Annotated in this window: 19 protein-coding genes; 6 read left to right on the top strand and 13 right to left on the bottom strand. The window is 73.1% G+C overall.

Translation table 11 applies throughout. From position 1 onward, the window contains the following. Positions 1–15 precede the first annotated feature (15 nt). The 6 genes from JW592_RS11275 to JW592_RS11250 form a co-directional block, all read right to left on the bottom strand. Positions 16–816 carry an endonuclease/exonuclease/phosphatase family protein gene (locus JW592_RS11275; RefSeq protein WP_209264842.1) on the bottom strand — a complete coding sequence of 267 codons (801 nt, stop codon included), beginning with the start codon at positions 814–816 and terminating at the stop codon, positions 16–18. Between the two features lie 19 nt (positions 817–835). Then, the gene (locus JW592_RS11270) at positions 836–1777 is read right to left on the bottom strand and encodes an ROK family glucokinase (protein WP_209264841.1); all 942 of its coding nucleotides are present in this window, start codon (positions 1775–1777) and stop codon (positions 836–838) included. Positions 1778–1982: 205 nt separating this feature from the next. After that, complete coding sequence (locus JW592_RS11265) at positions 1983–2408, bottom strand: DUF5304 domain-containing protein (protein ID WP_209264840.1); 426 nt, start codon at positions 2406–2408, stop codon at positions 1983–1985. A gap of 124 nt (positions 2409–2532) precedes the next feature. Next, a complete protein-coding gene (locus tag JW592_RS11260) occupies positions 2533–3933 on the bottom strand; it encodes an ArsA family ATPase (protein ID WP_209264939.1) in 1401 nt (466 codons plus the stop codon). 122 nt (positions 3934–4055) lie between these two features. Then, positions 4056–4532, bottom strand: a complete 477-nt coding sequence (locus JW592_RS11255; protein WP_209264938.1) for an SRPBCC family protein — start codon at positions 4530–4532, stop codon at positions 4056–4058. A gap of 165 nt (positions 4533–4697) precedes the next feature. Continuing rightward, the gene (locus tag JW592_RS11250; RefSeq protein ID WP_209264839.1) at positions 4698–5459 is read right to left on the bottom strand and encodes a metallophosphoesterase family protein; all 762 of its coding nucleotides are present in this window, start codon (positions 5457–5459) and stop codon (positions 4698–4700) included. A gap of 335 nt (positions 5460–5794) precedes the next feature. Here JW592_RS11250 and JW592_RS11245 point away from each other — a divergent pair, with 335 nt between their 5' ends. Further along, positions 5795–7609, top strand: coding sequence for an AMP-dependent synthetase/ligase (locus JW592_RS11245; RefSeq protein ID WP_209264838.1), 1815 nt, complete (start codon positions 5795–5797; stop codon positions 7607–7609). Here JW592_RS11245 and JW592_RS11240 read toward each other — a convergent pair. Continuing rightward, positions 7597–8397 carry an FMN-dependent NADH-azoreductase gene (locus JW592_RS11240; RefSeq protein WP_209264837.1) on the bottom strand — a complete coding sequence of 267 codons (801 nt, stop codon included), beginning with the start codon at positions 8395–8397 and terminating at the stop codon, positions 7597–7599. The genes JW592_RS11245 and JW592_RS11240 overlap by 13 nt on opposite strands. A gap of 72 nt (positions 8398–8469) precedes the next feature. On the opposite strand from JW592_RS11240, the gene JW592_RS11235 reads away from it, so the two are divergent. Continuing rightward, positions 8470–9414, top strand: coding sequence for a sigma-70 family RNA polymerase sigma factor (locus JW592_RS11235; protein WP_209264836.1), 945 nt, complete (start codon positions 8470–8472; stop codon positions 9412–9414). Here the strand turns inward: JW592_RS11235 and JW592_RS11230 are convergent. Then, positions 9397–10539, bottom strand: a complete 1143-nt coding sequence (locus JW592_RS11230) for a glycosyltransferase family 4 protein (protein WP_209264835.1) — start codon at positions 10537–10539, stop codon at positions 9397–9399. The two genes, JW592_RS11235 and JW592_RS11230, sit on opposite strands and share 18 nt — an antisense overlap. 127 nt (positions 10540–10666) lie before the next feature. Here JW592_RS11230 and JW592_RS11225 point away from each other — a divergent pair, with 127 nt between their 5' ends. Beyond that, a complete protein-coding gene (locus JW592_RS11225) occupies positions 10667–12064 on the top strand; it encodes a glycosyltransferase 87 family protein (RefSeq protein WP_372446495.1) in 1398 nt (465 codons plus the stop codon). Here JW592_RS11225 and JW592_RS11220 read toward each other — a convergent pair. The 5 genes from JW592_RS11220 to JW592_RS11200 all read right to left on the bottom strand — a co-directional run bounded on the left by JW592_RS11220 (position 12018) and on the right by JW592_RS11200 (position 17788). Continuing rightward, positions 12018–13238 (bottom strand): hypothetical protein, encoded by a 1221-nt coding sequence (locus JW592_RS11220; protein ID WP_209264936.1) that lies wholly within the window; start codon positions 13236–13238, stop codon positions 12018–12020. The two genes, JW592_RS11225 and JW592_RS11220, sit on opposite strands and share 47 nt — an antisense overlap. 39 nt (positions 13239–13277) lie before the next feature. Then, entirely contained in the window at positions 13278–14321 is a 1044-nt protein-coding gene (locus JW592_RS11215; protein ID WP_209264834.1) for a C40 family peptidase, read from the bottom strand. Between the two features lie 243 nt (positions 14322–14564). Continuing rightward, positions 14565–15596 carry a C40 family peptidase gene (locus JW592_RS11210; protein WP_209264833.1) on the bottom strand — a complete coding sequence of 344 codons (1032 nt, stop codon included), beginning with the start codon at positions 15594–15596 and terminating at the stop codon, positions 14565–14567. Positions 15597–15926: 330 nt separating this feature from the next. After that, the gene (locus JW592_RS11205) at positions 15927–17228 is read right to left on the bottom strand and encodes an NYN domain-containing protein (protein ID WP_209264935.1); all 1302 of its coding nucleotides are present in this window, start codon (positions 17226–17228) and stop codon (positions 15927–15929) included. A gap of 320 nt (positions 17229–17548) precedes the next feature. Beyond that, positions 17549–17788, bottom strand: coding sequence for a hypothetical protein (locus tag JW592_RS11200; RefSeq protein ID WP_209264832.1), 240 nt, complete (start codon positions 17786–17788; stop codon positions 17549–17551). A 190-nt stretch (positions 17789–17978) separates the two neighbouring features. Between JW592_RS11200 and JW592_RS11195 the strand changes: the two genes are divergently transcribed. The 3 genes from JW592_RS11195 (at position 17979) to JW592_RS11185 (ending at position 19958) form a co-directional block, all read left to right on the top strand. Beyond that, complete coding sequence (locus JW592_RS11195) at positions 17979–18737, top strand: rhomboid family intramembrane serine protease (RefSeq protein ID WP_372446486.1); 759 nt, start codon at positions 17979–17981, stop codon at positions 18735–18737. After that, positions 18734–19015: an Lrp/AsnC family transcriptional regulator gene (locus JW592_RS11190; protein ID WP_209264831.1), complete on the top strand. Its 282-nt coding sequence runs from the start codon at positions 18734–18736 to the stop codon at positions 19013–19015. Before JW592_RS11195 ends, JW592_RS11190 begins: the two co-directional genes overlap by 4 nt. Positions 19016–19103: 88 nt before the next feature. Further along, positions 19104–19958 (top strand): MerR family transcriptional regulator, encoded by an 855-nt coding sequence (locus JW592_RS11185; RefSeq protein ID WP_307805373.1) that lies wholly within the window; start codon positions 19104–19106, stop codon positions 19956–19958. Positions 19959–19962: the final 4 nt, after the last annotated feature.

Raw genomic sequence — 19962 nt, 5'->3', positions numbered from 1 at the left:
GTGCCCCTGCAGGCCCTACGCGCCCGGAACCCGCAACGCGGCCAGCACCGGGAGGTGGTCGGTGGCAGCCGCAAGGTCGGCGAGCGTCACACCCGGCAGCCCGCGGGGCACGCCCGCGCCCAGCACCTCGACGCCCTCCCCAGCGAAGACCGCATCGATGCGCTGCACCGGTGCGGACGCGGGCGAGGTGTGCTCCGCGCCCCACGGCTTGAGCCCCCACGCATCCCGCAGGCCCTCCCCCAGCAGACCGAACGCCGGGCCGTGCGGCCGCTCATTGACGTCACCCGCGGCCGCCACCGGGGCGACGCCGAGCGCAGCGGTGCGGTCCAGCAGTGCTTGCGCCTGCTGCCGCCGCTCCCGCGCCTGGAGACTGAGGTGGAAGCTGACGACACCCAGCCGTGCGGTCGGTCCGAATCGCAGCTCAGCCGTGGCGAACCCGCGCTGATGCAGCCCGGGGGTGCGGGGCAGCAGCACATCCTCGGCGCGCTCCACATGGGCCCGCAGCGAGGCGAGGATCATCGGTCCGGCGGCCGTCGCACCGCCGGTGACATAGGTCAGGCCGGTGCGCCGCGCCAGCCAGGCCGCCCGCTTGCGCCAGCGGAAGAACCGCGGCGCCTCCTGTACGCAGACGACATCGGGGGCGCACGCCCGGATGACCCGGACGAGCGCCTCCCGGTCGTCCCGCAGGGAGCGGATGTTGTAGCTGAGCAGCCGGACGACGGCCGAGCCGTCGGGCTCGGTACGGGACGGCGGCAGGTCCGCGACCTGCCCGGCCGCCCGCCCCTGCGGCGTCCCTCCGCTCGACTCCCCCCTCATCGCCGCGGTCCTGCTCCCCTCAGCCCTGGCGGGCCAGGTCGGCGACGCCCACCATCCCCGCCTTGTTGCCCAGTTGGGCCGCGAGGACCTCGGCGTGCGGGCGCCAGCGGCTGCCGACCAGCCAGCGGCGGTAGGACTTGCGGATCGGGTCCAGCACCAGTTCACCCTCGTCGGAGACGCCGCCGCCGACGATGAAGGCCCCCGGGTCGAAGAGGGAGGCCAGGTCGGCGAGGCCGGCGCCCGCCCAGCGGGCCAGCTCGCGGAAGGAGTCGATGGCGACCGGGTCGCCCTGCCTCGCCGCCTCACTGATGTGCTTGCCCCGGATGCCTTCGGTGGTGCCGTCACCCAGCCCCAGCAGAATCGTGGCGTTGTCCGGGGTGGCGGTGGCGCGCTGCTGGGCGTAGCGGAGCAGCGCGCGGCCCGAGGCGTACTGCTCCCAGCAGCCCTGGTTGCCGCAGCCGCACAGCAACCCGTCGGGGACCATCCGGATGTGGCCGAACTCGGCAGCCACTCCGTACCGGCCGCGGTGCAGCTTGCCGCCGATGATGGTGCCGCCGCCCAGGCCGGTGCCGATGGTGATGCAGACGACGTCCTCGTGGCCCGTACCGACGCCGAACTTGTACTCGCCCCAGGCGGCGGCGTTCGCGTCGTTCTCGATCACCACGGGCAGGTCGATGCGCTGCTCGACCTTGTCCTTGAGCGGCTCGTGCCGCCAGCTGAGATTGGGGGTGAACAGCACGGTGGCACGCTTGTCGTCCACGTAGCCGGGAGCGCCGATTCCGACAGCCTCCACCTGGTGCTCGGCGCTGGCCTGGCGTACCGCGTCCGCGATGGCGTCGATCACGGCATCAGGGGTGTCGGGTGTGGGCACCGTGCTCGTCTCGAGAATGGTGCCTTTCTCGTCCACAACGCCAGCCGCGATCTTGGTGCCGCCGATGTCGACCCCGATTGTGAGTCCCATGTGTCCCTCGGTCATCCGAATGTGATCCCCGCCGTGGCCAACGGTACCGGAGCAGGCTCCCGCACCGAGCACGGATCGGGAGAGACCGCGCCCCGAAGGGGCGCGGGGAACTGCTCCCCTGGGGGCACCGCCCGGCCGGAGGCTGGGCGGTGCCCCCACAACCGTGGACCACCCGCGGACCGCAGCGGCGGGACAGGGGCACCCTCTATTCGTCGGCCTCCACATCGATGTGCTCCGCGTCGGAGCTGGGCCGCTCGGTCCAGCGGCGTTCCGCTTCCTGGACCGCGGAGCGGTAGGCGGCCAGCAGTTCGCTGCCGGCGGCGGCGAGGTGGTCGAAGACCTGCGGATTGCGTTCGACCACGGGCTCGACAGCCGCCTTGGCCTGCTTGAACAGCTGCTCGGCCATGCCCTGGGCCGCTGCCGACCCGGCGGCGCCCATCAAGGGCTTGCCGAACTCGGCCACCTTCTCGGTGACCGCGTCCGCCAGCCGGCGCAGCTCCTCGGCCGCGCTGGTGGGCGGCGGGCCGTACTGGGCGCGGCGGCGGGCCCTCTCGGCGTCCAGGTCCTCCTCGCACGCGGTGGCCCAGGCGTCGGGGTCCGGGGCGGCAGGGCGCTCGGCGTCATCGCTCATGGCGGGGCTCCTACGGGCGGAAAACGGTGGCGTCATACGGGCCGTACACCCTTTGACGTTACCCGAACGGCGGCACGGGGGTCGCGGGTGAGCGGCGACGCTCCCCGGCCGGACCTCCGCGCGGTCAGCCGCGCCGTCCGGCGGGTGCCGAGCGCGCCCGCTGCCCGGGCCACAGCTCGGGGTCCGGGGTGAAGCGGACCCCCAGCACCCCGCCCTTGAGGCCCGCACCGGAGACGCGGCAGCGGCGCAGCGCCGAGGGGAGCGGCAGCACCCGGCGGTAGGGGCCGACGCCGACGGTCAACTCGTCACCTCGGCGTACCAGTTCCACCTCGTCCCGCTCGGCGCCGGGCAGCGGCAGGTGCCACACCAGGTGGCCGTCGCCTGCGAGCCGGTCCTCCAGCCAGCCGTAGGCGATATCGGTGCCCGGGCCGCTCTCCGCGCCGGCGGGCGGGCGCAGCCCCTCGCCCGCCGCCTGGTCGGCGGCGACCGCGGTGCGCGCGGCGGCGGCGAGTGCCGTGAGGTCCTCGGGGCCGCGCGGGTCGCGGCCCAGGTGCGGCAGCTCGCACAGCGGCACGGACTCGGCCTCGCACTTCTCGCGCAGCGCGGCGAGCGCGGTCTGCTGCTGTCCGGCCAGCGCGGCCAGCCAGGCATCCGAGGAGCCGGTGGGCAGCAGCCGGTTGGCGACGACGGACTCCAGCGCGAGCCCGTGCAGCCGCAGCCCGGCTCCGGCGGTGCGCAGGGACTCGGCGGCGAGGGGGCCGGGCTCGGTGACGAGCCGGACGACCGTGGCGGGCGACTCGACGATCCGCTGCACTCCGGCCAGCTCTTCCGACCAGCGCTTGGCGGCCGCGTAGAGCCACTCGGCGGGCATGGGCGCGCCCGCGAGCTGGGCCAGTACGGGGCGCAGGGCGCGGGCCGTGCGGCGCTCGGCGGGTACCAGGCGGCGCAGGTAGCGGCGGAGCTGTTCGGGCAGCGCGAGCAGGTTGAGGCCCTCGGGTGCGGCCGGCATGTCGGCGACGACGATGTCCCAGCCGTCGGCTGCGCCCCGGGCCGTGCCGTGCGCGTCGTGCCCGGCCTGCCCGGCCTGCCCGGCCTGCCCGGTGTCCCCCGCCTGCCCGGTGTGCGCGGTGTGCAGCGCGCGCAGCAGGGCGAACGTCCCGGCTCCGGGGAGCTCGGTCAGCTCGTCCTCGTCCAGCGCCACGGCACCGAGCAGGTCGAGCACGGTCTTGCCGCGTGACTGAAGGGCGACGGCCTGCGTGCGGAACTCCGCGCCGGAGTCGATCCGCAGCAGCCACAGCCCGTCGGCGCCCGCGACGGGTACGGGCCGCCCGTGGCCGGGCTCGGCGGGCGGGTGAGCGTCCGAGGGTGCGCCGTCGGCGTCCTGCGGTGCCGTACCCAGCAGCGCGGCCAGCCGGCCCGCGGGCTCGGCGCTCAGCAGCAGGGTGCGGTGCCCCTGGGCCGCGGCAGCGCACGCGGTGGCGGCGGCCACCGTGGTCCGTCCCGCACCGCCCGCGCCGGTGACCAGGACCGTCTGCGGACCGGTGTGCCGGGCGGCAGGGCCGCGGTGGCCGGGGTTCTCGGTTCCGGGGTTGTCGGTTCCGGGGGTGTGGGGGCCGGAGCGCTGGGGTCCGGGGCCCGCCGCGCCGGTCAGTTCCCGTCCTCGGACGCCTTGGCGCCGCCCGACTCGACGCGCTTCTTCAGCCCGTCGAGTGCCCGGTCGATGATGACCTTCTCGGCCTTGCGCTTGATCATGCCGAGCATCGGGATCTTGACGTCCACGGTGAGCTGGTACATGACCTCCGTGCGCGCGCCTCCGGCGAGCGGGGTGAGGCGGTAGACGCCGTCCAGGGAGCGCAGCATCTGGGACTTGACCAGGGACCAGCGCACCTCGGTGATCTCGGGGTCGCCGAACCACTCGTAGGACAGGGTGTGCTCGTCCTTGATGGCTCCGGCGTCCAGCAGCAGGCGCACCTGCTCGGCGCGGCCCTCCTCGTCCCGGCCGAGGACCTCGGCCTCCTTCACCTCGCCTGCCCACTCCGGGTAGCGGGGGAAGTCGGAGATCACGTTCATCACGGCCTCGGGTGCCGCGTCAACGGTGATGCTCGAGCTGGTGTGTTCCGCCATCGCCATGGCCCTCCGATGTGCCCAGGTCTGAAATGTCTGCGACGAAATGCCCGCCGTGAGATGCCCGCCGCGAGTGCAGTGACGTGCGGAGTGCCCGCCGTGGCGCGGGAGAGCGTCTGCGAGGGAAGGCTACCGCGCGGCTGTCGGAGCGGGGGCTGTGCGGGGTCACCACTCCAGCACCCAGGGCGTCCCGGTCGCGTTGAAGTGGCCGACGTTGACGCACTCGGTGCTCCCGATCCGCATCCGCTGGGCCAGCGGCTGATGGACGTGGCCGAAAAGGTGGTAGCGCGGCCGCAGCGTGTGCAGGGCCTCCAGCAGATGCGAGCTGCCCCGCTCGAAGCGGCGTGCGACGGTGTCATAGCACAACTCGGGTACGTCGGGCGGGATATGGGTGCACAGCACGTCGACCTCGCCCAGCGCCGCCACCTTGGCCGCATAGGTCTCGTCGTCGATCTCGTAGGGCGTGCGCATCGGTGTGCGCAGCCCGCCGCCGACGAAGCCGAAGCGCCGGCCGCCGATCACCACCGTCTCCCCGTCCAGGACGGTGACCCCGTCACCCGCGTACTCGGGCCACAGGGGCGGCATGTCGACGTTGCCGTATGTGGCGTAGGTGGGCCTGGGGAAGGCCGCGAACAGTTCGGCGTACTGCTTGCGTACGGCCGCCTCCATCGCCACCTCGCGGTCGAGCCCGGCCCACAACCGGCGGGAGAAGGCGCGGGCCTCGGTGAAGCGGCGTGCCGTGCGCAGGGCGACGATGCGATGCGCGTTCTCGACGCCGAACAGGTCGGGGAAGATGCCGCGCGAGTGGTCGGCGTAGTCGAGGAAGAGGATGAGGTCCCCCAGGCACAGCAGCGCGTCGGCGCCCTCGCCCGCCTTCGCGAGATCCGCACTGTTGCCGTGTACGTCGCTGACCACGTGGACTCGCATGGCCCCACCCTAGATCGCCCGGCGGAGGGCGAGGAGGGGAGCGGGCACCTCGGGGTTCATCCGGCCACACTGACTGGAAAGTACGGCATGTCCGCTCTTTCCGCTCTCTCCCTCTCCCGGCTTCCGTGTCCCCGAACGCCTCGACTAGGCTGCTATCGGCCGTCTCCACTTGTGACGCACAAGACATCTCCGCGTCACCCCCTACCCCGGCCCCCATACCGATGGGTAACGTCCGGGCCGTCATTCTTCCGGGATCGGTCGCCGACCCTGGACCGAGCCAATGGAGGCCGACCCCCCGCGGCCCCCGTTCGGCGCGCCGACGAGGAGTAGCAGTCTTGCGCGAGTACAGCCTTCCGGCTCTCTACGAAGTCCCCGCAGACGGAAACCTGACGGACCTCATCCGCCGGAACGCGGCTCAGCACCCCGACCTCCCCGTCCTGGGGCGCAAGCGCGACGGCCGGTGGGAGGACGTCACCGCCACCGCGTTCCTCTCCGAGGTACGGGAGGCCGCCAAGGGCCTGATCGCGGCAGGTGTGGAGCCCGGCGACCGGGTCGGCCTGATGTCCCGGACCCGGTACGAGTGGACGCTGCTGGACTTCGCCATCTGGAGCGCCGGCGGGGTCACCGTGCCCATCTTCGAGACCAGCTCCCCCGAGCAGATCGCCTGGATTCTCGGCGACTCGGACGCCGTCGCCTGCCTGGTGGAGACCGGGGCACACGCCGCCGCTGTCGACTCCGTCCGCGACCGGCTGCCCGGGCTGCGCGACGTCTGGCGGATCGAGCCCGGTCCGGGCGGCCCGGACGAGGGCGCAGTCGCACAACTCGCCGCGCTCGGCGCCGGGATCAGCGACGAGAAGGTGGAGGAGCGCAGCTCGATCGCCGACGCGGACTCGCCCGCCACCATCGTCTACACCTCCGGCACCACCGGGCGCCCCAAGGGCTGTGTACTCACCCACCGCAGCTTCTTCGCGGAGTGCGGGAACGTGGTCGAGCGGCTGCGCCCGATGTTCCGGCCCGGCGAGGGGTCGGTGCTGCTGTTCCTGCCGGTCGCCCACGTCTTCGGGCGGCTGGTGCAGGTTGCCGCCGTGATGGCGCCGATCAAGCTGGGGCACGTCTCGGACATCAAGGATCTCACCACCGAACTCGGCGCCTTCCGCCCGACGATGGTGCTGGGCGTGCCTCGCGTCTTCGAGAAGGTCTTCAACTCCGCGCGGGCCCAGGCCGTCGCCGACGGCAAGGGCAAGATCTTCGACCGGGCCGCCCGGGTGGCCGGTGCCTACAGCCGCTCCCTGGACGACCCGGCCGGACCCTCCCTCAAGCTGCGCTTCCAGCACAAGGTCTTCGACAAGCTGGTCTACAGCAAGCTGCGCGCCGTCCTCGGCGGCCGGGCCACCCACGCCATCTCCGGCGGCGCACCGCTGGGCGAACGGCTGGGCCACTTCTTCCGGGGCGTCGGCTTCACCGTGCTGGAGGGGTACGGACTCACCGAGTCCTGCGCGGCGACCGCCTTCAACCCCTACGACCGGCCCAAGATCGGAACCGTGGGCCAGCCGCTGCCCGGCTCGGTCGTCCGGATCGCCGACGACGGCGAGGTACTGCTGCACGGCGAGCACCTGTTCACCGGCTACTGGAACAACCAGCAGGCCAGCGAGGAGGCCCTGGCCGACGGCTGGTTCCACACCGGCGACCTGGGCACCCTGGACGTGGACGGCTATCTGAGCATCACCGGGCGCAAGAAGGAGATCCTGGTGACCGCGGGTGGCAAGAACGTGGCGCCCGCCGTGATCGAGGACCGCATCCGCGCGCACGCGCTGGTCGCCGAGTGCATGGTCGTCGGCGACGGCCGGCCCTTCGTCGGCGCGCTGCTGACCGTGGACGAGGACTTCCTGCCCCGCTGGGCCGCCGAGCACGGCAAGCAGGGCCTCGGCCACGAGCAGCTGCTGGAGGACCCGGACCTGCTCGCCGAGCTGCAGACCGCCGTGGACGAGGGCAACCAGGCCGTCTCCCGGGCGGAGTCGGTACGCAAGTTCCGGGTGCTGCGGGCCCAGTTCACCGAGGACTCCGGCCATGTCACCCCCTCCCTGAAGCTCAAACGGGGCGTGGTCGCCAAGGACTTCGCCGACGAGATCGAAGCCCTCTACACCGCATAACTGCCTACGGGCCGCCCCTGACCGCAGTCAGCAGTCTGCGGCTCAGCTGTGGCTTGTCGCGCAGTTCCCCGCGCCCCTGGCGGGGCGGCGAGCCGGTCCACCAGCTCGATGACGCCCTCACGCGCCGCGTCCAGCGATGCGGCGGCCCGCGACCGGAGCGGGGCCATCGCGGGCACGTCCCGGGCCCGGGTCAGCTCGGCGGTCACGAAGTGCAGTCTCCCCTCGGGCACGCCCCGGTCGGTGAAGTAGCCGCGCAGATACGGCACCTGGAAGTCGAGCCCCTCCCGCGGGGCACCGGGTCCGTAGCCCCCGCCGCGCGCGCCGACGACCACGATCTGCTTGTCCCGCAGTCTGCTGCGGCCCGCCGCCGGGTCGAGGAGTGCGCCCGGAAAGCTGATGCGGTCGATCCACGCCATCAGCGCCGCGGGCACCGTCAGGTTGTACATCGGCACGCCCAGCAGCAGCACGTCGGCCGCCAGCACCTCCTCGACCAGCGGTCGCGTCGCTCGCCAGGCAGCCTCGTCGGCGGCATCCCTGACCAGCGCGGACACCTCGTCCACCGGTACGGTGCCGTGGCGCTCCACCCAGTACCCGAACCGGACGTAGCCGGCGTCGACCAGCGGCACCGGCTCGGCTGCCAGGTCCCGGTGGTGGTAGCCGGCGTCCCCGTACCGCTGCCGCCACTTGCCGGCGAACAGCGAGGTCAGCTGCCTGCTGACGGAGGTGTCCGCCGGGCTCACGCTGGCGTCGATGTGCAGCAGCGCGGGCGTCGTCGCATCGTGTTCCATGGCTCTCCTGTCACTTCCCGAGCGTGGGATACGTCGAGGTAGGTGACGGACCGCGCGGAGGAAAGGTGACCGATGGACGAGCTGACCGGGCTGGCCGAGCGCTTCGAGGCCGGCCGCGGCCCGATGCTGGCCGTCGCCTACCGGATGCTGGGCTCGCTCAGCGAGGCGGAGGACGCCGTCCAGGAGGTCTGGCTGCGGCTGAGCCGTACCGACGCGGAGTCCATCGACAACCTGCCCGCCTGGCTGCGTACCGTCGTCTCCCGCGTCTGCCTGGACATGCTGCGCGCCCGTGCGGCCCGCCCCGAGGAACCGGTGGGAGAGCGGATGCCGGAAGCGGCGGGAGCGGCGGAAGAGGGCGGCGGCCCGGAGGACGAAGCACTGCTGGCCGACTCGGTGGGCCGGGCGCTGCTCGTCGTACTGGACACGCTGGGCCCCGCCGAGCGGGTCGCCTTCGTGCTGCACGACCTGTTCGCCGTCCCGTTCGAACAGATCGCTCCGCTGGTGGGGCGCTCCCCCGGCGCCGCCAAGAAGCTCGCCAGCCGGGCCCGGCAGCGGGTACGCGGCACCCCCGCCGTGCCCCCGGCGGAGCTGGGGGAACAGCGGACCGTGGTCGAGGCGTTCCTGTCCGCCGCGCGCAGCGGGCACCTGGCCGGGCTGCTCGCCGTGCTCGCGCCGGATGTGGTGCGGCGCAGCGATCCCGCCGCGCTGCCCGCGAGCTCCGCTGCGCTGCTGCGGGGCGCGGACGCCGTCGCGCGGGGCACCGCGCTGCTGGCCCACCGGTCGCGGTACGCGCAGACCGCGCTGGTGGACGGGGCCGTGGGGGCCGTTCTCGCACCTCGCGGCAGACTGCTTGCGGCGCTCACCTTCACGGTCGGGGGCGGCCGGATCTCGGCGTACGAGGTGATCGCGGACCCGGCGCGGCTGGCCGGGCTGGAGCTGGCGCTGCTCGATCCGGTGGCACCGGTGGCCGCCCCCGGCTCCGGCTCACAGCGGCCCGGCTCACAGCAGCTCGCGTAGCCGCTCCGCGAGCAGGTCCCAGCGCCAGCGCTCCTCGACCCACTGGCGGCCCCTGGTGCCCATCCGGGTACGCAGTGCCGGGTCGCGGAGCAGTTCGACCAGGCGGTCGGCGGTCTGCCGGGGGCTGCCACCGGGGACGACCCAGCCGGTCTCGCCGTCCAGTACGGCGTCCGGAGCGCCCCCGGAGTCGCCGGCGACGACGGGCAGCCCGGTGGCGGAAGCCTCCAGGTAGACGATGCCGAGCCCCTCCACGTCCAGCCCGCCGCGCCGGGTGCGGCACGGCATGGCGAACACGTCGCCGGCGCCGTAGTGGGCCGGCAGCTCCTCCCAGGAGACGGGCCCGGTGAAGCGGACGGCGTCGGACAGGCCCCTGGAGGCGGCCAGCCGCTCCAGGTCGGTGCGGTAGGGTCCGCCGCCGACGATCAGCAGCACCGCGTCCGGCACCGCCTCCCGCACCAGGGGCATCGCCTCGATCAGGGTGTCCTGGCCCTTGCGGCGGACGAGCCGCGAGACGCACACGACCACGGGGCGCTCGGTCAGCCCCAGCCGGGCGCGGACCGCGTCGCCGCCCGAGCCGGGGTTGAAGGTCTTCTCGTCCACGCCGGGCGGGAGTTGCACCATCCGCGCGGCGGCCCCCGGGGTGAGCGCGGCGGCGATCCGGCGGCGGGTGTACTCGCCGAGATAGGTGAGGGTGTCGGTCTCCTCGCCGATCCGCCGCAGCAGGCTCCGGGCCGCGGGGAGCTGCGCCCAGCCCGCCTCGTGGCCGTGCGTGGTGGCCACGATCTGCTCGGCGCCCGCCCTGCGCAGCGCGGGCGCCATCAGACCCAGCGGCGCGGCCGCACCGAACCACACGGCGCGGCAGCCGTGCGCCCGCAGCAGCGAGACGGCACGCTTGGTCACGCGCGGAGTGGGCAGCAGCATCGTGGCGCGGTCGCGTACGACCGTGAACGGCTGCTCGGCGTCGAACGCCGCCGTGGCCTCCGTGCCCTCCCGGCCCCGCTTCCAGGTCGACGCGTAGACGACGACCTGGGACGGGTCCAGACGTAGCGCCATGCTGTGCAGGAACGCCTGGATGCCGCCGGGGCGGGGCGGAAAGTCGTTGGTGACGATCAGGGTCTTGCGCATCGCCGCCGACAGTACCGGGTGCCGGCACCCGGCGGTGCGGGCGGCGGCCGGACGGCCGAGACGAGGAAGGACGAAGGTGCGGGGCGAGGTGAGAAGGGCCCGGCGCGGTGCGGTGGCGTCCGGGCTGGTGTGGGCGGTGACCCGGGCCGTACTGCTGCTGTACGTCTTCAAGGTCCTCACCGTGCCCGGGGGCATGGACATCACCTCGGACGTCTCGGTGATCTACCACGGCTGGTTCGACAGGCTGAGCGCCGGAACGTTTCCTTCTGGGGATGTGACCTGGCAGTACCCGCCCGCCGCCGCGCTGGTGATCCTCTCCCCCGGGCTCCTCACCGGTCTCGGCCTGCTCAGCTACGCCTCGGCGTTCTTCGTGCTGGCCTGCGTCGCCGACGCGGTGGTCTTCGGGCTGCTGCTGTACGCGGTGCGGCAGCGCGGAGCGCGCGACCCGGAGGCCGGCTCGCGGAGCCCGGCCGGGGTGTGGGCGTGGGTCGTCGGCGTACCGCTGCTGGGGCCGACCGCGTACGCGCGCTACGACCTGATGGTGACCGCGCTCGCCGTCGCCGCACTGCTGGCCGCCGCCCGGCATCCCCGGACGGCAGGGGTGCTGGCCGGGGTGGGCGCGCTGGTGAAGGTGTGGCCCGTGCTGTTGCTGCTCGGTACGCCCCGGGGCCGGGCGACCCGGGTGGTCTGGCTGAGCGCGCTGGTGACCGCTGTGGCGGTGACGGCCGGCTTCGCCGCCGCCATGCCGGGCGCGCTGGACTTCCTGTCCGCGCAGGGCGGCCGGGGCACCGAGGTGGAGTCCGTCTCCTCGCTGGTGCTGCACGCGGCGCGGCAGTTCGGCTGGGAGGGGCAGGTGCTGCTGCGGTACGGCTCCATGGAGTTCGTGGGACCGGGCGTGCGGACCGTGAGCCATGTGGCCGTCGTACTGACCGGTGCGGGGTTCGGGTGGCTGGTGCTGTGGCGATGGCGGGCCCGCGCTGCCGCGTGGACACCCGCGACACCGGCGGACACCGCGCTCGCCGCTGTGCTGGTGTTCGTGGTGACGAGCCGGGTGCTGAGCCCTCAGTACCTGGTGTGGCTGGTGGGACTGGCCGCGGTGTGCCTGACCCTGCGGGCAGGCCGCCAGACGCTGGCGGCCTGGCTGGTGGTGGCCGCTGCCGGCCTCACCCAGCTGGAGTTCCCGGTCTGGTTCGCGGATGTGGTCGCCAGCGAGGGGAAGGGGGTGCTGGTGCTGGCACTCCGCAACGTGTTGCTGGTCGCTGCCGCCGTGACCGCCTGCGTCCAGCTGTGGCGCTCGACCGTGCCCCGCGCAGCGGGAGGGACGCGCCCCTCCCCCAGCCTCCGGCCGGGAGGTACCCCCAGGGGCGCGGGGAACGGCTCCCCCAGCCTTCGGCCGGGAGGTGCTCCCACAAGCCACGACGTGCCAGCAGCTCGCGAACCACAGCAAGGGGCATCCCCTCCCCGGAACCCCGCAGAGGTCACGGCTCCAACTGCCGGGTCACATAGGCACGCCAGCGGGCGGTGAAGTGGTGGGTGTCGACGCCGAGGACGGCTTTCAACGCGGCGTCGGTGTCGGGCCGTTCGCCACCGTTCTCCCGCCCTGCGCGCTCGTACAGGGCGAGGAGGGCGTCAGGCCCCCACTGGTCGGCGACCATCCGGCAGGCCAGCCAGCCGGATTCATAGGCCCGGGCAAGAGCAGCGGGCTCGTTCCCGAAGCGGAAGTCACCATCGGCGGGGAGCCCACGCGGCGCCCTCCCCTCGGCGACGGCGCGGGCCAACTCCGGGGCGGCCTGGCGGGGGGTCAGGCGGGAACCGCGGTAGCCGGCCCAGTCCGCTATGCCCTCGGAGAGCCACAGCGGGGTGGCGGGGGTGGTCCAGCGGCGGGTGGCGACATGGGTGGTCTCGTGGGTGAGGACGACCTGCCGGCCTTCCTCGCTGAGCAGCCCGTAGGCGCGGGGGTTGACGACGATACGGTCGGCGTCGGCGTCGGCTCCGGCTCCGTGTGAGCCGGCCGCCTCACCGGTGGTGACGGCCGCTATGCCCTCGTACGTCCGCGAGGCGGCGGCGGGTGAGCCCAGCAGCCGGGCCATCTGCCGGGTGGAGGCGGGCGCTTCCAGCACGGTCCTGCGGGTCCAGTGCTCGGGCCAGGTCGCCGAGACGGAGGGGACGGCACGGTCGGCGGCGTCGGCGAGGTCCCGTAGTTCGGACCGCTTGCGGCCGACGCCCAGCACCAGGCTGTGCTCGCCCCGTACGACGGTCATGGCGCCCTGTTCCCAGACCTGGGTGTCGCTGCCGGACGCCTCGCCGGCGAGACGCCAGGTGCCGTCCTGCCGTACGAAGCGCAGCCGTTCGGTGGCGGTGGTGGCGGTTCTGTCGTAGCCCGCGAGGCGGTAGCGGAGGGTCGCCTCGACGGTGGCGCGCCGGTCCCGCGCCGTGACCTTTCGCACGGCATAGGACCACTCGGTGAGCGGAAGCCGCCGCAGGTTGTGGAAGATCTGCCGCTGGTGGCCGGAGGCTCGCGGGTCGACGGGTGCCAGATAGCCGTGTTCGTCACCGGCGCGCAGAGCGGCGGACTGCCGGTCGAGGAGGCGCTGGAAAGGGGCACGGTCCTGGTCGTGCGCGTCGGTGCGCAGCCAGCCGCCGAGACCGCACAGCAGGGCGAGCGCCGCCGTACCGCTCAGCGCTCGCCCGTACCGCATTCGTTGCCGCCGCACCCCATCGAGGGTACGGGCAGCGGCTCAGGGCCTGGTGACCGAGGAGACCGGCATCATGCCGACCGGGTCGTAGCGCACCGGGGCGCCCGGATGGGGAGCGTGCACGACTTGGCCGCCGCCCACGTACATGCCCACGTGGCTGGCGTCGTCGCGGTAGACGACCAGGTCGCCGGGGCGGGCCTGGCTCAGTGGCACCTGCCGGCCCGCCGAGCGCTGGGCCTGCGAGGTGCGCGGGATGGAGGTGCCCGCCTGTTTGTAGGCCCACTGGGTCAGCCCTGAGCAGTCGAAGGAGCCCGGCCCGGCCGCTCCCCAGGCGTACGGGCGCCCGAGCGCCGACTTGACGGCGGCGACAGCAGCGGCGGCGCGCTCCGAGGACGGCTTGGAGCCGCCGAGGTCGACTCCGGCGGCGCTCTTGGACCGGTGGCCGTCGCGGTTGGCGCGCTGTTCGGCGGTCAGCCGGCCGAGCAGCCGCCGGGCCGCCGCCAGCTTCTGCTGGACGTCCTTCTTCTGCTGCTTGAGGGACTTTTGCAGCCCGTCGAGCTGTTCGAGCTTCGCGGCTGCCTCGCTGCGCTGCTGTGCGAGGTGGCGCTGGGCCGACTGGAGCTGGCGCAGCCTGGCCGTCTGGCGGCTGCCGATGCGGTCGAGAGTGGCGGCCTTGTCGAGGTAGCTGTCGGGGTCCTCGGTGAGCATCAGGGCCACCGCCGGGTCGAGGCCGCCCGAGCGGTACTGGGCGCCCGCGAGGGAGCCGAGGGAGTCGCGCAGCCGGTTGACCCGGGCCTGGCCCCGCGCGACGCCGTCCTGGGCATTGGCCACCTGCTCGCGCAGCTTCCCGGCGCGCTCCGCCACCCCGTTGTACTTCTCCGTCGCGACTTCCGCTTCCTCGTAGAGCCGGTCGATGCGGGAGTTGAGGCCGGCGGCGGACGGCTGGTCGTCGGGCTTGGCGCCCGCCGGCGCCGCGGGGACGAGCGCGCCAGCCGCGCCCGCGGCGGCGGCCGACAGCACGGTGATCCGCGCTGGCCAGCCCTGCCCGGGCTGGGGGGTACGTCGAGGGGACCGGTGCGATGCCACTGGAGGAGGCGTTCCTTCCGCTAGGCGACTTGCGCCCGCAGAATGTAGCCGTGCCCATACAGGGGACAAAGGACCGTGGGAGCCCCGTAAGTCCTGCTCCGCGCCGCGGCGTTCGCCGATCACGCAGGTCACCGGCCGGGTGCGGGGGTCATCCGCACCCGGGTGGGTTCACTCGGACGAAGGACGTTTAGCGGTCATCACACTGGCTGCTGATCGGGGGAGATCCCGTGACCCGGTGGCGGGTCAGCCCACCCGGACGCCGAACTGGAAGGGCATGTTGCCCATCGACTCGTAGCGCACGTTGGCACCGGGCTTGGGGGCGTGCAGCACCTGGCCGTTCCCCGCGTAGAGGCCGATGTGGTGCAGGTCGCCGTAGAACAGCACCAGGTCGCCCGGCTTGAGCTGGCTCTGGCTGCTGATCCGGGTACCGGCGTTGGCCTGCGCCTGGGAGGTACGCGGCAGCGAGACACCCGCCTGCTTGTACGCCCACGAGGTCAGCCCCGAGCAGTCGAAGGAGCTGGGACCGGTGGCGCCCCACACGTACGGGCTGCCTATCTTGCCCTTGGCGGCGGCCAGCGCGGCGGCCGCACGGCCCGAGCCGGGCGGGACCTTGCCCAGGTCGGCGCGGTCGCTGGAGGCGCGGTCGGCGCGCTCCTGCTTCTCGGCGAGCTTCGCCTTCTCCTTGGCGGTCAGCGTGTTGAGCAGCCGCTGGGCCTCGGCGAGCTTGCCCTGGATCTCCTTCTTCTTCTCGCCGAGCTCCTTGCGGGTGCTGGAGAGGTCCTTCAGCTTGCCCGCGGCCTCCTTGCGCTGCTGCGCGAGGCTACGCTGCTTGGCCGCGATCTTCTTGAGTGCGCTGGCCTGCTTGGTGCTCAACTGGTCCATGGCCGAAGCCTTGTCCAGATAGGTGTCCGGGTCGGACGAGAGGAAGAGCTGCACCGAGGGGTCGATGCCGCCGGAGCGGTACTGCGCCGTGGCCATCGAACCGAGCTTGTCGCGCATGCTGTTGAGCTCGCCCTGGCCCCGCGCGACGCTTTCCTGGAGGTGCTCGACCTCCTTGGAGAGCTTGGACTGCTTCTCCTTGGCGCCGTTGTACTTCTCGGTGGCCGCCTCGGCGTCCTCGTAGAGCTTGTCGACCTTCTCCTTGACGTCCTTCTTGGAGGTCTGCGGGTCGGCGTGTGCCGCCTGGGAGGTGAGAGCGACAGCCGCTGCAGCGGTCATGGTGAAGACGCTGACACGTGCGCGACTCGGCTGCTTGGGACGACGGTGGGACGCCACTGGGGCGAGCTCCTTCTTCCTCAGCCGCCTGCCGGTCTGGTCATCTCCGGCTCCGCGTCACGGGACTGGGCGATCCCGGTCGGGCAGAACGAGGCGGGCCTCCGCTGTCACCCCGGATAGGTGATCAACCGAGCGAAGGTTCGGGCCTGAGATTAGCCACGCGTAGTGATCCGATCAAATCCCTCAGGAAAAAAGGCGTCCCACAGCCGCATTCTTTACCCGGCATCAACGCACGGCGAGCGCTGCCTCACACATCGCTACCCCTCCCGGGGCAGCACGACCCGGATGTCCCTTATGCGCAGAGGAGTTGAGGCCAGGCCCCGATAACGGTCAGCTCCGGTCGAGCCGCTTGAGGAGGAGCGTGGAGGCCACGGGCCTGGCCCCGGCGGCCGCACAGCCGTCGGCGACCTCGCGGTCGCTGGAGACCACCACCACCGCACGGCCCGGCGGTTCGGCACGCACCAGACGGCGGATCAACTCGTCCGCGGTCTGTCCCGGTTTGGAGAAGAGCACCCGCACCCCGCGCGGCGGCGCCAGCAGAACGGGCGCGGCGAGTTCAGCGCCGTCGAACACACAGGTGACCTCGGCGCCCGACTGCGCCGCCAGCACGGCGAGCCCGCCCAGCAGCCGCAGCCGCTGCTTCTCCAGCGGCAGCGCGGGATAGCCGGTCTTGGTGACGTTGTAGCCGTCCACCACCAGATGCGCCTGGGGCAGCGCCAGCAGTTGGTCCAGCAGCGCCGGATCGGTCTCCGAAAGCGCCCGCGCCGCCACGTCCTTGGCCGACATCCGGCCCGGCTCCACCGCGTCGACGGTGTCGGCGGGGCGGGTCTCGGACGGCGGCAGCGCCAGTTCCCTGCGCAGCCCCTGGGCCGCGTCCAGCACCGTGTCGAGGAGGAGACGCACCCGCATGTCCTCCACGCTGCGGCCCTCGCGTGCCGCGCGCCGCCCGGCCTCCAGGGCCGACTCGGTCTCGGCGAGGCGGGATTTGAGCCGGCGCACCTCGCTGTCGAGCGCCGCCTTCTCCGTACCGGCAGCGGACCGTACCGCGTCCAGCTCCTCCTGGAGCTTGCGCAGCGACGCCTCGCGGCGGCGCACATCGGCCTGCGCGCTGCGCAGCTTGCGCTGGGTGCCGTCCAGCTCCTTGCGCAGCGACTCCATCTCGCGGCGCCCACGCTCGGCCTCGTCCCGGGCCGCGCCCTTGGCGTGCGAGAGCTCCGCACGCAGCCGGGCCAGCTCACGCTGGGCCTCTTCACCGGCCCGCTCGGCCTGGGCGCGCTGGGCCTCCTCGCCCGCCGCCGCGACCAGCTTCGCCCAGCCGGGCGGGCGCAGGATGTAGGCGGCGGCCGCCACGTCCACCGGATCGGCCGCCGGGGGCGGGGAGCCCTCGTCGAGCGCGCCGGCCAGCTCGGGGAGCTGTTCGCGCACCCGCGAGGCGATGCGCTGCCGGAAGACCGCGTCGCTCTCCAGCGCGGCCGCCATGGCGTTCCCGCCGAACTTGGCGCGGCGCTGCGGGGTGAAGCGGGCATACTGCCGCAATGGCGGGGGAAGTTCGGCGATGGTCAGTCCACCGAGGGCGTCCCCGGTCACGGCGACCACCCGCCGCCGCACCTTCTCCGGCAGCGGCCGCTCCAGGCTCTCGCCCTCGTCGTCCGGCGCCTGGTCGTCCGGCGCCTGGTCGTCCGGCGTCTGGTCGTCCGGTGCCTCGGCGCCCGGGCCCGCGGCGAGCGGGCCCTCCGTGCCGGAGTCCGGGCCCTGGTCCGGTGCCGGGGCGCGGTGCGGCCCGGCGGAGGGGTGCCCTTCGGTGCTGCCGGGGTCCGTCCGGGCCGCCGGCCCCTCAGCCGCCGCGCGGGCAGCGGGCCCGGTTTCCTTCCCGGCAGCCGGTTCCGGCTGCCGAGGGTCGCCGCCCGTCCGTTCCTCCACCGGTCACACCTGCCGTCTCTGAGCCCTGAGCCCTATACCTGAGCGCTGGGCCGGTCCACCAGTTCGACCTGGTCCACGGCGTTGCACCATCTGCAGCGCACGGACTCGATGCTCTCACTGAGCACCTCCCGCTCCTCGACCTTCGGCGCTCCCGCCAGGTCCAGATGGACGTACTCGACCACCTTGCTGGAACGTGTCACGTCGAACCGGGTGAGATTGCCGCACAGGGTGCAGCGCCAGCGGGTCTCGGCCGTCGGCGTGGGGACCGCCATCGTCTCGTCCTCGTTTCCTGAAGGTCGAAGGGTCTCGGTGTCGAAGGGTCTCGGTCTGTCGCTGCCGCGGACACGTCACGGACACGCGGCGCGGGGTCACGTCCCGTAAACCCTACGGCCTGGGACCGTCCGCCCGCCTCCACGTGTGTCGAGGAGCATGCCCCGGGACCGGACGGTCCATGATCCGGACATGGACGGCACCGACGCCCAGCGCCCCGGCCGCGCCGACGCCCCGTCTCGCGACCCCGGCGAGCATCCGCACCCGGCCCGGCCCCTGATGACGTACGCCCTGATCGGCTGCTGCTGCCTGGTCTTCCTGATCGGGCCGGCCTCCGGCCTCGTCCCCTCCTACGGTACGGGGCAGGCTCTCCAGGAGGCCAGGTCGGCCTACTTCAACCAGTGGGGCGTGGTGCCCCGCACGCTGCTGAGCGGTGCCGTACGCCCACTCGCGGCGCCGCTGACCGCGCTGTTCCTGCACGGCAACTGGCTGCATCTGCTCGGAAACCTGCTCTTTCTGTTCGTCTTCGGCGGCCTGGTCGAGCAGCGCATGGGCCCGGTGCGGTTCGCCCTCTTCTACCTGGGCACCGGATATGTGGCCATGCTCTGCTACGCGGCGGCGCACCCGGCCTCCGGTGAGACGCTGGTCGGCGCCTCCGGTGCGATCTCCGCGGTGCTGGGCGCCTTCCTCTATCTGCACCCGCACGCCCGGGTGACCAGTGTCTTCCCCTTCCTCTACTTCCTCCCGCTGCGCTTCCCCGCCTGGGTGGTACTCCTGTTCTGGCTGACCGTGCAGTGGCTGGCCGCCCGACAGGACGGCGACGGGCCGGGCGTCGCCTACCTGGCCCATGTGGTGGGTTTCACGCTGGGCTTCGTGTATGCCTGGCTGTGCTACCGCCGGGCTAAAGTGACCGGGCCAACCCCGGCGTCAGAGGGAGAGACCCCACCGTGATCACTTCCATCGTCCTCATCCGGACGAGCACCGACCGCATCCCCGAGATCGCCGAGCAGATCGCCGCCATCGAGGGCGTCAGCGAGGTCTACTCCGTCACCGGTGCGCACGATCTGATCGCGATGGTCCGCGTCGCCCAGCACGACGACCTCGCCGACATCATCCCGGGCCGTATCAGCAAGGTGCCGGGCGTCGAGTCCACCGAGACCCATATCGCCTTCCGCACCTACTCCCAGCACGACCTGGAATCCGCCTTCGCCATCGGCCTCGACTCCTGAGGCGTTCCACCGGGACGGCGCGGAGCTCCGCCGAGGTGGCGCGGAAGGGAGGATGACTCTCCCGGCAGGAGAGTCCATCGTGGTCCGCGTGAACGACGAACCCCTGCTGTCCATCGGACAGTTCGCCCGCCTGGCCCGGCTCAGCGTCAAACAGCTGCGGCACTATGCCGACCTCGGCGTGCTGCCTCCCGCCCGGGTGGACCCGGCCACCGGATACCGCTACTACCGCGCCGGGCAGGCCCCCGACGCGCTGACCATCGGCCTGCTGCGCTCCCTGGACGTGCCGCTGCCTGTCGTGGCCGAAGTGCTGCGCGGGGAGCCGACCGCCACCGGCGCGCTGACCGCCGTACACGACCGGCTCGAGGGCGAGCTCGCCCGGCGCCGGCACAGCCTCACCGCGCTGGAGCACATCCTGGAGCGGGGGCTGCCCAGCGCCGAGACCGCTCACGTCGCCCTCCACGAGGAGGGTCCACAGCGCGTCGTCCTGGTACGGGAGGTCGCCACCTCGCCGTACGACATCGCGCGGGCCACCTCCCGCTGTGTGGCCCGGCTGCTGCCGTTGCTCTCCGGGGAGGGCCCGCCCCGGCTCACCGGGCTGTTCCCGCTCGACATGGAGGAGCGCGTTCCGATCGCGGTCGGAGCGGCGCTGGAGGACGGCGCCACGCTGGAAGGCGGCGCCCTGGAGGACGGCGCCGCAGCGTCCGAGCCCGCCGCCATCGAGCTGCTGCCGGGTGGGACGTTCGCCCGCGCGACGCATCTGGGCCCGTACGCGCAGATCCCGCTGACCGCGCACGCGCTGCTGGCGTGGTGCGCCGAGCACGGGCACGCCCCTGCCGGGCCGCTGCGGGAGGTCTACGTCGACGACCCCGCCACCACCCCACCCGACCAGCTCGTCACCCACCTGATGGTGCCCGTACGAGAGCGGGAGGCCGTCGTCGGCTGACCCG

The organism is Streptomyces spirodelae (assembly GCF_017676385.1).
GTDB classification, from domain to species: Bacteria; Actinomycetota; Actinomycetes; order Streptomycetales; family Streptomycetaceae; genus Streptomyces; species Streptomyces spirodelae.
Note: the sequence above shows the minus strand (reverse complement) of the source record. Positions and strands in the feature narration are given on the sequence as shown.